The sequence below is a fragment of the Faecalicatena faecalis genome (assembly GCF_012524165.2).
In the GTDB taxonomy this organism is placed as follows: domain Bacteria; phylum Bacillota; class Clostridia; order Lachnospirales; family Lachnospiraceae; genus Faecalicatena_A; species Faecalicatena_A faecalis.
The window spans coordinates 1-15,043 of record NZ_JABACJ020000007.1 but is presented as its reverse complement, the minus strand read 5'-3'; the positions used below and the strand labels follow the sequence as shown (position 1 = coordinate 15,043).

At 42.4% G+C, this 15,043-nt stretch carries 15 protein-coding genes and 1 other annotated feature; of the genes, 14 read left to right on the top strand and 1 reads right to left on the bottom strand.

Features of this window, described 5'->3' with window-relative positions; all coding sequences use genetic code 11:
* Positions 1-7 precede the first annotated feature (7 nt).
* The 6 genes from HGO97_RS09175 to HGO97_RS09150 all read left to right on the top strand — a co-directional run bounded on the left by HGO97_RS09175 (position 8) and on the right by HGO97_RS09150 (position 6,289).
* Positions 8-1,453 carry a TrkH family potassium uptake protein gene (locus HGO97_RS09175; protein WP_216241008.1) on the top strand — a complete coding sequence of 482 codons (1,446 nt, stop codon included), beginning with the start codon at positions 8-10 and terminating at the stop codon, positions 1,451-1,453.
* Positions 1,454-1,498: 45 nt separating this feature from the next.
* Positions 1,499-3,157, top strand: coding sequence for a CvpA family protein (locus HGO97_RS09170; protein WP_216241007.1), 1,659 nt, complete (start codon positions 1,499-1,501; stop codon positions 3,155-3,157).
* 286 nt (positions 3,158-3,443) lie between these two features.
* The gene (locus HGO97_RS09165) at positions 3,444-4,040 is read left to right on the top strand and encodes a TetR/AcrR family transcriptional regulator (protein ID WP_216241006.1); all 597 of its coding nucleotides are present in this window, start codon (positions 3,444-3,446) and stop codon (positions 4,038-4,040) included.
* Positions 4,033-4,887 carry an ABC transporter ATP-binding protein gene (locus HGO97_RS09160; protein WP_334299573.1) on the top strand — a complete coding sequence of 285 codons (855 nt, stop codon included), beginning with the start codon at positions 4,033-4,035 and terminating at the stop codon, positions 4,885-4,887. Before HGO97_RS09165 ends, HGO97_RS09160 begins: the two co-directional genes overlap by 8 nt.
* A complete protein-coding gene (locus HGO97_RS09155) occupies positions 4,884-5,585 on the top strand; it encodes a fluoroquinolone export ABC transporter permease subunit (protein ID WP_216241004.1) in 702 nt (233 codons plus the stop codon). The genes HGO97_RS09160 and HGO97_RS09155 overlap by 4 nt, the downstream gene beginning before the upstream one ends.
* 65 nt (positions 5,586-5,650) lie before the next feature.
* Positions 5,651-6,289 carry a hypothetical protein gene (locus tag HGO97_RS09150; RefSeq protein WP_246597379.1) on the top strand — a complete coding sequence of 213 codons (639 nt, stop codon included), beginning with the start codon at positions 5,651-5,653 and terminating at the stop codon, positions 6,287-6,289.
* Positions 6,290-6,464: 175 nt separating this feature from the next.
* On the opposite strand, the gene HGO97_RS09145 is transcribed toward HGO97_RS09150, so the two are convergent.
* The gene (locus HGO97_RS09145) at positions 6,465-6,893 is read right to left on the bottom strand and encodes a hypothetical protein (protein ID WP_216241002.1); all 429 of its coding nucleotides are present in this window, start codon (positions 6,891-6,893) and stop codon (positions 6,465-6,467) included.
* A gap of 167 nt (positions 6,894-7,060) precedes the next feature.
* Between HGO97_RS09145 and HGO97_RS09140 the strand changes: the two genes are divergently transcribed.
* The 8 genes from HGO97_RS09140 (at position 7,061) to HGO97_RS09105 (ending at position 14,970) form a co-directional block, all read left to right on the top strand.
* The gene (locus HGO97_RS09140) at positions 7,061-7,657 is read left to right on the top strand and encodes a DUF3793 family protein (RefSeq protein ID WP_216241001.1); all 597 of its coding nucleotides are present in this window, start codon (positions 7,061-7,063) and stop codon (positions 7,655-7,657) included.
* Between the two features lie 156 nt (positions 7,658-7,813).
* Entirely contained in the window at positions 7,814-8,593 is a 780-nt protein-coding gene (locus HGO97_RS09135) for a ZIP family metal transporter (RefSeq protein WP_216241000.1), read from the top strand.
* 182 nt (positions 8,594-8,775) lie between these two features.
* Positions 8,776-8,993: a binding site (T-box leader), on the top strand.
* A gap of 251 nt (positions 8,994-9,244) precedes the next feature.
* Positions 9,245-11,674, top strand: coding sequence for a leucine--tRNA ligase (leuS, locus tag HGO97_RS09130; RefSeq protein ID WP_246597378.1), 2,430 nt, complete (start codon positions 9,245-9,247; stop codon positions 11,672-11,674).
* Positions 11,675-12,044: 370 nt separating this feature from the next.
* Positions 12,045-12,242, top strand: coding sequence for a helix-turn-helix transcriptional regulator (locus HGO97_RS09125; RefSeq protein ID WP_216240999.1), 198 nt, complete (start codon positions 12,045-12,047; stop codon positions 12,240-12,242).
* Between the two features lie 2 nt (positions 12,243-12,244).
* On the top strand, positions 12,245-12,661 hold the full coding sequence (locus HGO97_RS09120) for a hypothetical protein (protein WP_216240998.1): 417 nt from the start codon (positions 12,245-12,247) through the stop codon (positions 12,659-12,661).
* A 219-nt stretch (positions 12,662-12,880) separates the two neighbouring features.
* The gene (locus HGO97_RS09115) at positions 12,881-13,666 is read left to right on the top strand and encodes a sugar phosphate isomerase/epimerase family protein (RefSeq protein ID WP_216240997.1); all 786 of its coding nucleotides are present in this window, start codon (positions 12,881-12,883) and stop codon (positions 13,664-13,666) included.
* 89 nt (positions 13,667-13,755) lie between these two features.
* Positions 13,756-14,412, top strand: a complete 657-nt coding sequence (locus tag HGO97_RS09110) for a nitroreductase family protein (protein WP_216240996.1) — start codon at positions 13,756-13,758, stop codon at positions 14,410-14,412.
* 60 nt (positions 14,413-14,472) lie between these two features.
* Positions 14,473-14,970, top strand: a complete 498-nt coding sequence (locus HGO97_RS09105; protein ID WP_216240995.1) for a GNAT family N-acetyltransferase — start codon at positions 14,473-14,475, stop codon at positions 14,968-14,970.
* Positions 14,971-15,043: the final 73 nt, after the last annotated feature.

The window sequence follows — 15,043 nt, the reverse complement described above, 5'->3', positions numbered from 1 at the left end:
TATAGAGATGAATTATAAGATGACAGTTTTTATCATTGGTAAAATGCTGGGAGTGGAAGGTGCGCTTCTTCTAATTCCTGCTATGGTTGCATTTCTATATGGTGAAAAAAGTGGATTGACATTTTTAATGGTGAGTGTAGTCTTGTTCCTGATTTTCTTTGTTTTTGGAAGAAAAGTACCGGAGAATAAGACGATATATGGAAAAGAGGGGCTTGTGATCGTCGGTTCCGCATGGATTTTGTGGTCCTTGTTCGGAGCCATGCCATTTACTCTTTCCGGGACAATTCCGAATTATCTGGATGCGTTTTTTGAAACTGTTTCAGGATTTACGACGACAGGGTCTACGATTCTGACCGAAATTGAAAGCCTTCCAAAGGGAATGCTGTTCTGGCGAAGCCTGACACATTGGATCGGTGGAATGGGAGTGCTGGTATTTGTTATGATGCTGACTTCTCTGGATGATGAGAATTCCATGCATCTGATGCGTGCCGAAGTACCGGGGCCAGAGGCCGATAAGCTGGTGCCCAAGGCAAGAAGCACGGCCAAGATTCTGTATATGATGTATTTTGTGCTGACAGCGGCAGAGGTCGTATTTTTGCTGTTTGGCGGAATGAACTTTTATGATGCTCTGATCCATGCATTCAGTACTGCAGGAACAGGTGGATTCTCCAATAAGAACAGCAGTATCGCCTTTTATGACAGCGCCTATATTGACGGTGTGATCACGGTGTTCATGATTTTATTCGGTGTCAACTTTAACCTATATTTCCTGATTCGTATGAAGGATTGGAAGACTGCGCTTAAGAATGAGGAGCTGCGGGCCTATCTGGGGATCATTGCAGGCTCTATTGCATTGATTACAGTCAATATCCTGAGTATGTATGGAAATATCATGCACGCATTCAGGTATGCGTCCTTCCAGGTCGCAGCGGTGATCACAACGACCGGATTCTGTACTGCGAACTTTGATTTGTGGCCCGAACTGTCGAAGGTCATATTGCTGGGCTTGATGGTCATTGGTGCCTGTGCAGGTTCCACAGGCGGTGGTATCAAGGTATCACGTCTGCTGATCTTGATCAAGAGTGTGAGGCAGGAAATTAAAAGGATGCTTCATCCGAAATCCGTGACACTTGTGCAGATCAATGGAAAAAAAGTAGGCAGAGATACGATGCACAGTGTATATATTTATTTTATTTGTTATATCCTGATTTTGATGGGATCTGTTTTTCTCGTCGCTTTTAATAATTATGATTTTACGACTACGTTCAGTGCCGTTATGACAACACTGAATAATGTCGGACCGGGACTGGCTCAGGTCGGACCGATTGAGAACTTTTATGACTTCTCGCCATTATCCAAGATTGTATTCTGTCTTGATATGCTGGTGGGAAGGTTGGAGATATTCCCATATCTTCTTTTATTATCACCTGACCTGTGGAGAAGAAAATTCTAACAGGATGTAACAACGACGTAATGAGACAGGCAGAAAGGGAAAAGTATGAAAAAAGGAAAAATGAAACTGTTGGCGGTCATCGGAGTTATTTTGCTTGCGGCGATTTACTATTATGTGGCGCTGCCTGCAATCAATATCCATTCCACGGATTTTTGGATGTTTTTGATTGTGTTGATCATTGTGATCGCACTGATCTATGTCAGACGCAAGAAGCTGAACCGGTATGAACTGAAAGAGTCAAAGGGACTTAAGGTCATCGGAGGACTCTTGATTATTGTAATTGCCGCTTATCTGATTGGTTCACTGTTGTCTTCTCCAATTGTAAATGCGAAGAAGTATCAGAAGCTTCTGACTGTAAAGGACGGCGAGTTCACAAAGGATATTGAGGAATTGTCATTTGACCAGATTCCACTTCTGGATAGAGACTCTGCTGCAATTCTCGGAAACCGTAAGATGGGAAGCATGGTCGACATGGTTTCACAGTTCGAGGTTGATGAGCTGTACAGCCAGATCAATTTCCAGAATCAGCCGGTGAGAGTCTCCCCTCTGAAATATGCCAACCTGATTAAATGGCTGACGAATATGAAGGATGGAATTCCGGCCTATATCAAGATCGATATGGCAACACAGAATACGGAGCTCGTTAAGCTAAAGGAAGGTATGAAATATACCACAAGTGACCATTTGAACAGGAATATTTATCGTCACTTAAGATTTAAATATCCGACCTATATTTTCAATGATCTGAGCTTTGAAATCGATGATGAGGGTGTACCGTACTGGATTTGTCCAGTGAAGAAGTTCAACATTGGCTTGTTCGGGGGAACGACGATCGGTCGTGTTGTATTGTGCAACGCCGTGACAGGAGAAACCACAGATTATAAAGTCGAGGATGCTCCAGAGTGGATTGACAGGGCATATTCCGCGGATCTGTTGGTAGAGCTGTATGATTATTATGGAAGCTTAAAGCATGGTTATTTCAATAGTATTTTGGGACAGAAAGACTGCTTAAAGACAACGACCGGCTATAATTACCTTGCCATCGACGATGATGTATGGGTATACACAGGTGTGACATCTGTCAGCGGCGACCAGTCTAACGTTGGGTTCGTGCTTATGAATCAGCGTACGATGGAGACCAAGTTTTATGAGGTAGAAGGGGCGACCGAAGATTCTGCGATGTCCTCTGCAGAGGGGCAGGTGCAGAACCTGAAATATGTGGCGACATTCCCACTGCTTTTAAATATTTCCGGGGAACCGACTTATTTCATTGCATTGAAGGATGATGCAGGACTTGTGAAGAAATACGCGATGGTAAATGTTCAGAAGTATCAGATCGTAGCCATCGGAGATACGGTCAGTGCCTGTGAAGAGGCATATACCAAGCTGATGTATGACAACGGAATCAAAGAGGTAGAAAAAGATACCCGTGAGATCGAGACCATGAAGGCGAAGATTACGAAGATCGCTCAGGGCGTCATCGAGGGCAATTCTCATTACTATATCATGATGGAAGGTTCTGATGATATTTTCGATGTATCTGTAGTGGACTTCATCGACATTATCAAATATGATGTCGGAGACGAAGTGACGATCGAGTACAAAAAGGGTGAAGAGAGCAATACCGTCCTTTCTCTGAATGGAAAAGAGAAGAGTGGGACAGTTTCCTCGGAAGAGAACAACGAAGAGGAAGCTGTTCAATAGAACAAAATAGTACGGCAAAGAAAAAGAAGGCCATGACATGGCTGAGAGTAATAGTGTGTCTGTAAGAGAAGCGGGCAGAACGTAAAAGGGTGAGAACGGCATATGCCGGACTCACCTTTTTACGTTCATTTCTGCGGTTTTATAAGGAGATATTCAGTTCAAGTAAGGTAAAGGGAGAAAAGGATAGGCGGTTGAAGCGGAAAGGTAATTGACAATACGAAAGATTAGTTATATAATACATATGACTAAATAATAGTAAATAGTCATATAGTTTGGAGGGATGGATATGCCAAGGTTCAGTGACACGGAAAAAGAGAGAATAAGACAAAAGATGATGCAGGAGGGGGAACGGCTTTTCACCACATTTGGAATTAAAAAGGTATCGATTGATGAAATCGTACAGGCGACCGGGATTGCGAAGGGGTCTTTTTATTCCTTTTATACCAGTAAAGAGCATCTGTATATGGACATTGCAGGAAGCCTGCAGATGAAGATGTGGCGTGAGATGGATGAATTTTTGGAAGAAAACAAATTACTTCCGCCCAGGGAACTCTGCAAGCAATGCTTCTTATGGATGTTTCGGAAGCTGGAGTCTTACCCGATGTTAAAGCAGGCGGATAGTGAGACTGCCGAATACCTGTACCGCAAACTGCCGCCGGAGGTCATCGCGGCCCATACAAAGGACGACAGCCATGAACTGGATCAATTGCAGAAATATGGAGTTCATTTCAAATGTGGGATTGATATTGCAACGAAGACATTGCAGACACTTGCCATTAGTTTCCTGAATCTACAGCAGGATACTGCTGCTGACCAACAGACAATCATGGGAATCATTTTGGACGGTGTATTAAAGGAGCTGATAAGTGATGAAAGTGATTGATGTTCAGAATGTATTTTTAAAGTATCCGTCGTCCAAAAGAGATACGATCAAAGGAATCACCTTTGACGTAGAGGAAGGCGAGATATTTGGGTTTCTTGGTCCCTCCGGTGCAGGCAAAAGTACCATGCAGAAAATACTGACGGGGACCCTTCGGGATTACCGCGGCAGTGTCCGTATTTTCGATATGGAGATGCGGCAGAGAACAAACGATTATTATGAAAAGATAGGTGTGGACTTTGAGTTCCCTAATTTCTATGGGAAATTTACTGCCATAGATAACCTGAACTATTTCGCATCCCTTTATTCCACCAGAGCAACGGATCCATTGGAACTTTTAGAGAGAGTAGGGCTTTTAGGTGATGCAGATAAAAAAGTATCCAGCTTTTCAAAAGGGATGAAGATGAGGCTGGGGTTCATAAGAGCACTGCTGCATGATCCCAAACTGCTCTTTTTAGATGAGCCGACCAGCGGACTTGATCCCTCAAATGCGAGAATATTAAAGGACATGATACTGGAGCAGAAAAGAAAGGGGAAGACCATTATACTAACGACCCACAACATGCATGATGCGGAGGAACTCTGTGACCGTGTCGCATTTATCGTGGATGGAACGATTCAAACAATGGATGCACCCCATGCTCTGCGTAAGGGCGGGACCAATACAAGAGTAATATACAGTTACATGGACCATGGAAAAGAAGTTGAGAATATCTGCACTTTGTCAGGTCTGGCCGACTCGCAGGAATTTCAGAGAGCTCTTAAAGCTGGTGCTCTGACACGAATCCATTCAAAGGAGCAGACGTTGGAAGAGGTATTTATTGAGCTGACAGGAAGGAGACTGCAATGAGATTCCTGAATACATTGAAGAACGATATCCACTTTCAGATGAAATATGGTTTCTATTATCTATATTTCTTTTTCAGCATTCTTTACATTGCTGTCTTATTTTTCATGCCTGCAGAATATCAAAAAATAACGGCTTCCCTTATTATTTTGACAGATCCTGCGATGCTCGGGATTTTCTTTATCGGAGGAATCTGGCTGTTGGAAAAAGGAGAAGGGCTTCATCGGTTTTGGTGCATCTCACCTCTTACCCCTATGGAATATATTCTTTCAAAATCAATTTCACTGGCAGCGCTGTCTACCATATCAGCAGATCTGATTGTACTGACAGCGATGAGAGTCAGAGTGCACTTCGCATTTTTGTCCCTCGGGATCTTGGTGGGAGCAGTCGTTTTTAACCTGATCGGGCTGATGGTCGCATCTTATGCCCGCTCTGTAAATCATTATATGATAATTGTGGTATTACCTTCTGTCCTTTTGACCATACCGCCTGTTTTAACGGCATTTGGCATGACACATCCGCTGCTGGAGCTGTTTCCAGGCACAGCATTGTGGCATTTGATTGCCTTTTCCATCGGGATAGAACACAAAGCGAACTGGTGGATGTGGCTGAATTTGTTCTTTTGGTCTGGAATTCTGTTATATATAGTTGAGAAACGTATTAAAACAGCGTTGCAATCGGAAAGGGGCGAAGGTGCATGAGGCATACAAGGAAGCTTTTTAAAATAGGTTTAAGACAAATCCAGAAAGATGGCATGTTGCTCATTATGATACCAGCACCATTTCTGGCAGGAATTTTCTTTCGATTTGCAATTCCCGTTCTGAATCAGATTCTAGTATCGAAATTTTCCTTTTCTATCACGCCCTGGTATGGTCTGATAGACGGTATGCTGATTTGTCTGGCCCCTATGTTCGTGGCCATGATATCTGCATTCACGCTTTTAGAAGAACGAGACGAAGGAGTGAGTGCATTTTATCAGATTACTCCGGCAGCCGGATACTCCTATCTAACCGCGCGTATCGCTCTGCCGATGGTCTGGGCCTTTTTGGTCACAATCATCGTTACTGTGATTTTTCATCTCTCAGATCTATCCTTTGCTGTCATTTTCTTAAGTGCTGTTATCAGCAGCTTTACAGGAATATTTTTAGCGATGATGGTTGTTTCAATTGCGGGAAACCGGGTGGAGGGCCTGGCAGTGTCAAAAATGATGGGAATCAGTTTTATCGGACTTATTTTAATCTGGTTTATGCCTGCTCCATCTTATTATATAATCGCATTTCTGCCCTCCTTCTGGATCGGAAAAGTTTTGATGGACGGAGCAGACAGTGTTTCCTTTCTGTTTGGATTGATTACTTGTTTTCTATGGATTGCTATTTTTACAAGAAGATTTTTAAAAAGATTGTAGAAAAATATTTGCAAGAGATGAGTATCAGGACCGGAATGTAGTACATTGAAAATGCTCTTTCAGTGAGAATGTATGGCCGTTAAGCGAAGAGCTGTGGAAGGGATAGAATAGAAAAAAATGGATAAAATAAAAGGTACACCAGACAGCAGAAGCTGCCGATGTACCTTTTTAATATTTAGTTCAGGAAAGAATAGTCCGGTGATTCAGGATCTATATTGGTTATTTCACTCTTCTCAGCACTTACGCTAATGAAGAACTCAATATTATTTTCTCTGGAAATCTTATTCAGTTTTTCAAGGAAATAAGGGAGGCTGTCAAGGGAAATGTCTGCCTGCTTCAATACACCGTCAATAAAAATAGTCTCAATATCGTGGTTGCCGGCTACCATGCCGTATATGAAACCAACAAACTCCTCAAGAGTTGAGATGTCTTTGTAATCTGCCATACAGATTGCACGGACGTTAAAGTCTACGCTGTATGTATCACGATGACTCTTTTTAACTAAAACTACGTTACCGTTGGAAGTTTTCACCTTCTCATTTGCAAGTTCAATCATTTGTTGTGTCTTTCCGCTGCCCTTAGGACCTGTTATTAAATTTACCATGGCGAATCTCTCCTTTATGTATGTATTTGAGCCAACCTTTGCTCAGATATCTTATGACTATTATACACTAAAGTGCTGCCAGTAACAACTAAAAAAAGGATAAATTGCACAAAAAGAAAAAATAAAAATTGAAGTGATAAGAAGACTCATTTGAAGGAGGAGAATCGATGCCGGCGGAAGTCTTATTTTATTTTTTTCAACATAAGGATGCCCGGGTGAAGCTTGAGTTTCAGCTCGTATTCCAGTGTGCGCCATTTCTGAAAGGACTGAGGGCATCCTGTGGGATTATGGTGGAGAAGTCCTTATACCATGGGCTGGAGCCCATTTTTCAAGAAACGGGAATTACTTATAAAAAGCTGCTGGAATTGGAGGGGAAATACCTGATCCTGCTTTATAGGAGAAAAGAGTTGGGCGAAGCCTTAAGCCGCATAGGTGTCAGGAGTTTTCTGCGGGATTTTGGATATGAGGAGAGGGAACTTGAAAAGATGCTGAGACGTCTTTCTATGCGTACAGAATTATATACACAAGGTAAGAAGGGATTCCCACACGAAATCGGGGTCTTTCTTGGCTATCCAATAGAAGATGTGAAGGGATTTATAAAAAATGAGGGGAAAGGATATCTCATGACTGGATATTGGAAAGTGTACAGTGACCCAGTCAGAGCAAAATGGTTATTCCGCCAGTATGATGAGGCAAAAAACTATGCTGTCAATGAATTTTTGACGGGCATGAGTATCTATGAGATTGTACAGAATAGATGGTAAATCTGGAAATAAAGTTGCGAGACGTAGTCCTAGATAGATGGTTGATAAAGAGCGTCTAACTTAAAGCGCAGAGAGAATTTGATTGACAAATGCATTCCTTCACGCATAAGATAAGCTTATAAGTATGAAACTACAAAGAGGAATGGGGGTAAGTATATGAACCAGAACATGCTGATAGGAATACTCATTCCCTTCGCAGGGACAACATTAGGGGCAGCAATGGTGTTTTTTATGCGGAAGGAAATGAACGAAAAACTTCAGAAGGCCCTGTTGGGTTTTGCATCAGGAGTCATGATTGCGGCATCCGTATGGTCCCTTTTAATTCCGGCAATTGATATGGCAGAGGAAAGTGGGGGAGTCGCATGGATTCCGGCCGCAGTCGGATTCCTGCTCGGAATGGGATTTTTACTTTTGTTAGACACTGTGACACCGCATATGCATCTGACCGGGGATGAAGAAGGTGTGAAGTCTAATTTTAAGAAGACGACCATGCTGGTCCTGGCAGTCACTCTTCATAATATTCCAGAAGGAATGGCGGTCGGCGTCACCTTCGCGGGAGTTGCCACAGGAAATGCAACCATGTCCCTTGCAGGGGCGTTCGCCCTGTCGATCGGGATTGCCATACAGAATTTTCCGGAGGGGGCAATCATTTCTATGCCCTTAAGGAGTGAAGGCGCTTCAAAATCCAAATCGTTTCTGTATGGAACACTTTCTGGAATCGTAGAACCAATCGCGGCGGTCATCACGATTTTGCTGACTGGTCTGGTCGTGCCGATTCTTCCGTACCTGCTTGCATTTGCGGCAGGAGCCATGATCTATGTTGTGGTAGAAGAGCTGATTCCAGAAGCACAGGCAGAGCCGCATACTAATATCAGTACGATTGGAGTGGCAGTTGGTTTTACACTGATGATGATTTTGGATGTTGCACTGGGATAAAAAGGGGGACAGCCCTCTATGCTTAGTGAGCAAGCACCCACGCAGAAACTGTACATGCCTTTTAGCACGGCTGAATAGTTATGGGTATATTCCTAATCTTTGAAATTCCTTATTTTCAAGAAAGGTCTTCAAGAAAGGACTTGACTTATTTTAACATTCTTCTTATAATAAGTAAGAATATTGCAGAAACGTTGATGAGGAATAGTAAGAGCCTATCGTTTTCAGAGATCTGCCGGGTGGTGCGAGGCAGAATCGTAATCTCCCAACTCCCCTCGGAGTTCTTTTATTGAAGGAGCAGTAGATAAAAGCGGGTCTTCCCGTTACAGAAGTAATGAGTGCATCTGGATAATCAGATGAATGAGAGTGGTACCACGGAAATCAAAGCCTTTTCGTCTCTTTATTGAGAGGGAAAGGCTTTTTATTATATAGGAAATTCTTTGAACTTCCCTGTATAATAAAAACCCTCCGGGGGATGCGCATTTCGCGCAAAAGGAAGATGGCCGCAAGCGTCCGCGCTTTGGCGCGAGATTTCGGATTGCCGAAATCTTTATCTTCATATGGTGATTCTTGAAAAGGAACACTTTCAGGAATTTCCTGTGATATGTGGAAAATTGAAAGACAAAAGAGATGAAAGTAGGAGGAATTAGTAAAATGTCTAAGATTGTGTACAATCACAAGGCCGTTGAGAAAAAATGGCGTGAAAAATGGGCTGAGAACCCAGTGAATCCAAAGGTCGATGACAATGGAAACAAAAAAGAAAAATATTACTGCCTGGACATGTTCCCGTATCCGTCAGGAAACGGCCTTCATGTGGGACATTGGAGAGGATATGTAATCTCTGATGTGTGGAGCCGTTATAAATTACTCCAGGGATATTATATTGTACATCCGATGGGGTGGGATGCGTTCGGTCTTCCGGCTGAGAACTATGCCATCAAGATGGGCGTTCACCCGGCTATCTCTACAGCAGAGAATGTAAAGAACATCAAGCGTCAGATCAACGAGATCGCCGCGCTGTATGACTGGGATATGGAAGTCAATACGACAGACCCTAATTTCTACAAATGGACACAGTGGATCTTCGTGAAGATGTTCAAGGAAGGTCTTGCTTATGAGAAGGAATTCCCGATCAACTGGTGCCCGTCCTGTAAGACAGGTCTGGCGAATGAAGAGGTTGTCAATGGAAAATGCGAGCGCTGCGGTACTGAGGTGACTAAGAAGAATCTGCGTCAGTGGATGCTTCGTATCACAAAGTATGCAGACCGTCTGTTAAATGACCTGGATAAGCTGGACTGGCCGGAGAAGGTAAAGAAGATGCAGTCCGACTGGATCGGTAAGTCCTACGGCGCTGAGGTCGATTTCCCGGTTGAGGGCAGAGATGAGAAGATCACTGTTTATACAACAAGACCAGATACACTGCATGGTGCTACCTTCATGGTACTTGCCCCAGAACACGAACTGGCTGCAAAGTTAGCCACACCAGAGACAAAAGAAGCAGTGGAAAAATACATTTACGATGCTTCCATGAAGTCCAATGTAGACCGTCTGCAGGATAAAGAAAAGACAGGTGTGTTCACAGGAAGCTATGCGATCAACCCGTTAAACGGCGCAAAGACACCAATCTGGCTTTCTGATTACGTACTGGCTGATTACGGTACAGGAGCCATCATGTGTGTACCTGCACACGATGACCGTGACTTTGAATTTGCAAAGAAATTTGATATTCCAATCATTCAGGTCATTGCAAAAGACGGAAAAGAAATTGAAAATATGACAGAAGCCTATACAGAGGCATCCGGAACTATGATCAATTCCGGCGAATGGAACGGAATGGAATCCGCTGTCCTGAAAAAAGAAGCTCCTCATATCATCGAGGAAAAAGGCATCGGACATGCAACAGTAAACTTCAAGCTGCGTGACTGGGTATTCTCCCGCCAGCGTTACTGGGGCGAGCCGATCCCAATCGTTCACTGCCCGGACTGCGGTGCTGTGCCGGTACCGGAGGAAGAGCTGCCGCTGCGTCTGCCAGAGGTAGAATCCTATGAGCCGACAGGAACAGGAGAGTCCCCGCTTGCCGGAATCGATGAGTGGGTGAACTGCAAGTGTCCGGTCTGTGGAAAACCAGCAAAACGTGAGACCAATACCATGCCTCAGTGGGCAGGATCATCCTGGTATTTCCTGCGTTATGTGGACAGCCACAACGACAAAGAACTGGTTTCCAGAGAAAAAGCTGACGAGATGCTGCCGGTAGACATGTATATCGGTGGAGTAGAACATGCGGTACTGCATCTTCTGTATTCCCGTTTCTACACCAAGTTCTTATATGATATCGGAGTGGTAGACTTTGACGAGCCGTTCCACAAGCTGTTCAACCAGGGTATGATCACTGGAAAGAACGGAATCAAGATGAGTAAGTCCAAAGGAAATGTGGTCTCACCGGATGATCTGGTAAGAGACTATGGATGCGACTCACTGAGAATGTATGAACTCTTCGTTGGACCGCCAGAACTGGATGCAGAGTGGGATGACCGTGGAATCGACGGTGTCAACCGTTTCCTGAAACGTCTCTGGAACCTGCTCATGGACAGCAAAGAGAAAGAAGTCAAGGCAACAAAAGAAATGATCAAACAGCGCAACAGACTGGTATGTGACATCACGACACGTCTGGAAAGCTTCAGCCTGAACACCGTAATTTCCGGTTTCATGGAATACAACAACAAGTTCATCGAGATCGCCAAGAAAGAGGGCGGAATCGATAAAGAAACATTAGAGACCATCGCCGTGCTCCTTGCCCCATTCGCACCTCATTTTGCAGAGGAAATGTGGGAGCAGTTAGGACATAACGAGACCATCTTCAAGGCAGGCTGGCCGACCTACGATGAGTCCCTGATGAAAGACGATGAGATCGAAGTAGCCGTACAGATCAACGGAAAGACAAAAGCCGTCATCACAATCGCAGCCGATGCTGACAAAGATACTGCCATTGCCGCAGGAAAAGAAGCAATCGCTGATAAACTGACAGGAAATATTGTGAAAGAGATATACGTACCGGGACGAATCATAAACATTGTGCAAAAATAGGCAGTGCGCCTGATAAAAAGAGGAGGACTATCATGCTTGCATGAATAGGGCTCCTCTTTTTTTCAGGCATAGGGCGTATGCCCGTCAAGCGAAGCGAACAAAGTTCGTGAGCTTGTGCACTGCCGTAAAGTTGAAGTAACCCTGAGGAAAAGAGGAGGACTATCATGCTTGCATGAATAGGACTCCTCTTTTTATCAGGCATAGGGCGTATGCCCGTCAAGCGAAGCGAACAAAGTTCGCGAGCTTGTGCACTGCCGAAAAGTTGGATGAAACTGGAAGAAAATTTAATGGAAAGTCTACTTGACATTCGTTTCTGCTCTGATATAATAAAAACATGGAAAGTCGACTTTCCATACGGAAGGAGGCTGACATGAATAATCGGCTGGAAGAATTGCGTAAGCAGCGAGGAATCAAGCAGGAGGATTTAGCCAAGGCGTTAGAAGTATCACGGCAGACAATTGGTTCTTTAGAAAATGGGCGATACAATCCGTCTATTCAGTTAGCGTTCAAAATCGCCAGATACTTTAATATGAGTATTGAAGAAATTTTTATTTATGAGGAGGACTGATTATGAAAAAGGGTTCATCAATTTTAATAACAGCTATTGGTACAATCATTCTGTTAGGAGGATTGCTGACATACGGTCTGGGTGTACATGAAATAGTACCTGTACCGCGCCACGATTTAATTGTGATAGGCACATCTCTCATTGGTATTCTATTGATTATATCGGGTGCATGCGATTTGTTCATCAAGAAAACGAAAGAAATAGAAATTGAAGAAAAAGATGAGAGAAACATAGCACTCAGCAATGCCGCTATGGCAAGTGGCTTTAAAGTAATGAATGTCACCATTGCTTTTTCCATTTTTGCTTTAGTTTTTACCGGATATATGTCAGTGGTTCCCTGTTTTACGATTATCGGGGCATATGCCATTGGTCAAATTGTATTTATTGTGAGGCTTTGTTACTTACAGAAAACTATGTAAATATTTCTTAACTAAATATCAGCCGTTTGTACAACGGTAAATGAAGCAGGAAATCTGAAAAGATCTTCTGCTTTTTCTGTCTTATTGTACAACCGGAATGTGGAAAAGAGAAGATAACGAAATAGACGTTGTATCTGCTATATGTTATAATATGGAGAAACGTTTCAGATTAAGAAACGGTGATGGAGAGGCAGCTTTTGAGCGGTTAAGGAGATTAAAATGCTGGGAATATATGATTGCTTTGGGTATGGCGCGGGTTACGATGTACCTTTTCAAGAAAGATATAAATTAATAAAAAATGCTGGCTTTGACTGTGTAATGCTCTGGTGGAGTGACAAATTCGGAAGAGGAGAAGGATATCAGGAAGGCGCACAATATGCACGGGACGCTGGTCTATTTATCGAGAATATACATACGCCCGTCCATGAACAAAACAATCTTTCATTGGATAATTTAGATGGAGAAAGTGTGTTTCAGACGTATTTACAATGTGTAAAAGACTGCGCTAAATATCATATTCCTGCAATGGTAATTCATTTACCAGGTGATAATTATCCTGTAAATGAATTGGGCATGGAGCGACTGAAGATTATGATTAGACAGGCTGAGTGTGATAACATAAAGGTAGCTTTTGAAAATTTGGAAAATGTGAAAAATCTGGATTTAGTGTTAACTAATATTCATTCAGACAATGCAGGTTTTTGTTATGACAGTTGTCATCATATCAATTATGCACCCGATTTTGATTTCCTGAAAAAATATGGAAAACGCTTAATGACAGTCCATTTGCAGGATAATGGTGGTAGACACAATCAGCATCAACTACCATTTGATGGAAGTATAGAATGGACAACAGTTATGAAGAAAATAGCACTTACTGGCTACAAGGGTGCAACTACGTTAGAGCCAATGAACTGGGATTATGAGAATCTGACCATTCAGGAATTTCTAAATCTTGCATATCAAAAAGCTGAGAGATTGGATGACATGCTGAGGGAGAATTAAAGGAATAGGTTAAGATGAAGAAATTCGGAAATTCCGAATTTGCAAAAAAACGATAAACGTCTATAAAATAAATACAGGAGGTCTTATTTATGACAATTTTAGAAGCAGTGGAAGCTCGGCATATGGTTCGCAAATATAAGGACATCAGTTTGTCCGAGGCTGTAATTAAGAATTTAAATGAACGAGTTGAAATGAATAACAGTAATTATAATTTAAACATAAAACTTATGGTTGATAACAAAAAAGGAGTAAGTGGCATAGCAAAACTTGTTCTTTCTAAGGGGGTAAAAAATTACTTTATTTTGGCAGGGGATGAAGCACCGGATCTGGATGAGAGACTTGGTTATTGTAGTGCAGATCTGATGCTTTATGCACAAACCTTAGGACTAAATACATGGTATGTAGGCGGAATGTTTAATCGCAGTGTTTCTCAATATGTAGAAGGCAGGAAAGTAGTAGGCGTAATTGCTGTTGGATATGGACAGACAGAAGGGATACCGCACAAGTCAAAGACGGCATTTGATGTCTCAATGTACGATGGAGAAGTACCAGAATGGTTTGTAAGCGGAATCAAGACAGCCTTGCTTGCACCAACGGCACTTAATAAGCAGGATTTTACTATTTCAGGAAAAGATAATAAGGTCAAAATAGAAAATGAGAATGGTATATTCACTGGAGTAAACCGAGGATTGGTGAAATATCATTTTGAACTTGGAGCAGGTAAAAGTAATTTTGAATGGGTGTAGTTATTCAACTATTGAAATATCGAAGCTGAGCGAATCTGAAATTGTGAAGGAGAAAAAGTCATGGATTTACTATACAAAAGAGCAACACTAGAAGATGTCGATATATTGACAACAACACGAATAGAGGTATTAAGGGCGGCTAACAAATTGTCCGAGGCTACGGATATGAGTGAGGTGGAAAAGCAATCATACAATTATTATCAAAAAGCACTTTATGAAGGTAATCATACAGCGTATTTGGTTTTTGACAAAGAGCGTTTTGTAGGGGCAGGCGGTGTCAGTTACTTTCAGGTGATGCCGACCTACCATAATCCAAGTGGGAAAAAAGCCTATGTCATGAATATGTATACAGATCCTGAGTATAGAAGAAAAGGAATTGGCTATAAGACCCTGGATATGCTGGTTCAAGATGCCAAGAGCAAAGGGGTTACAGCCATTTCTTTGGAAGCAACTGAAATGGGAAGGCCATTGTATGAAAAATATGGTTTTATAAGAATGAATGATGAAATGGAATTACCGCGAGTCTGTGAAAGTTTTTCTGTAATTAAAGATTTATAAGGTCTTCTATGATAAAATAAAAATCATAGGAGGCCTTTTATTATGGCAAGAGAAAAGAAACCTGTACACAAAG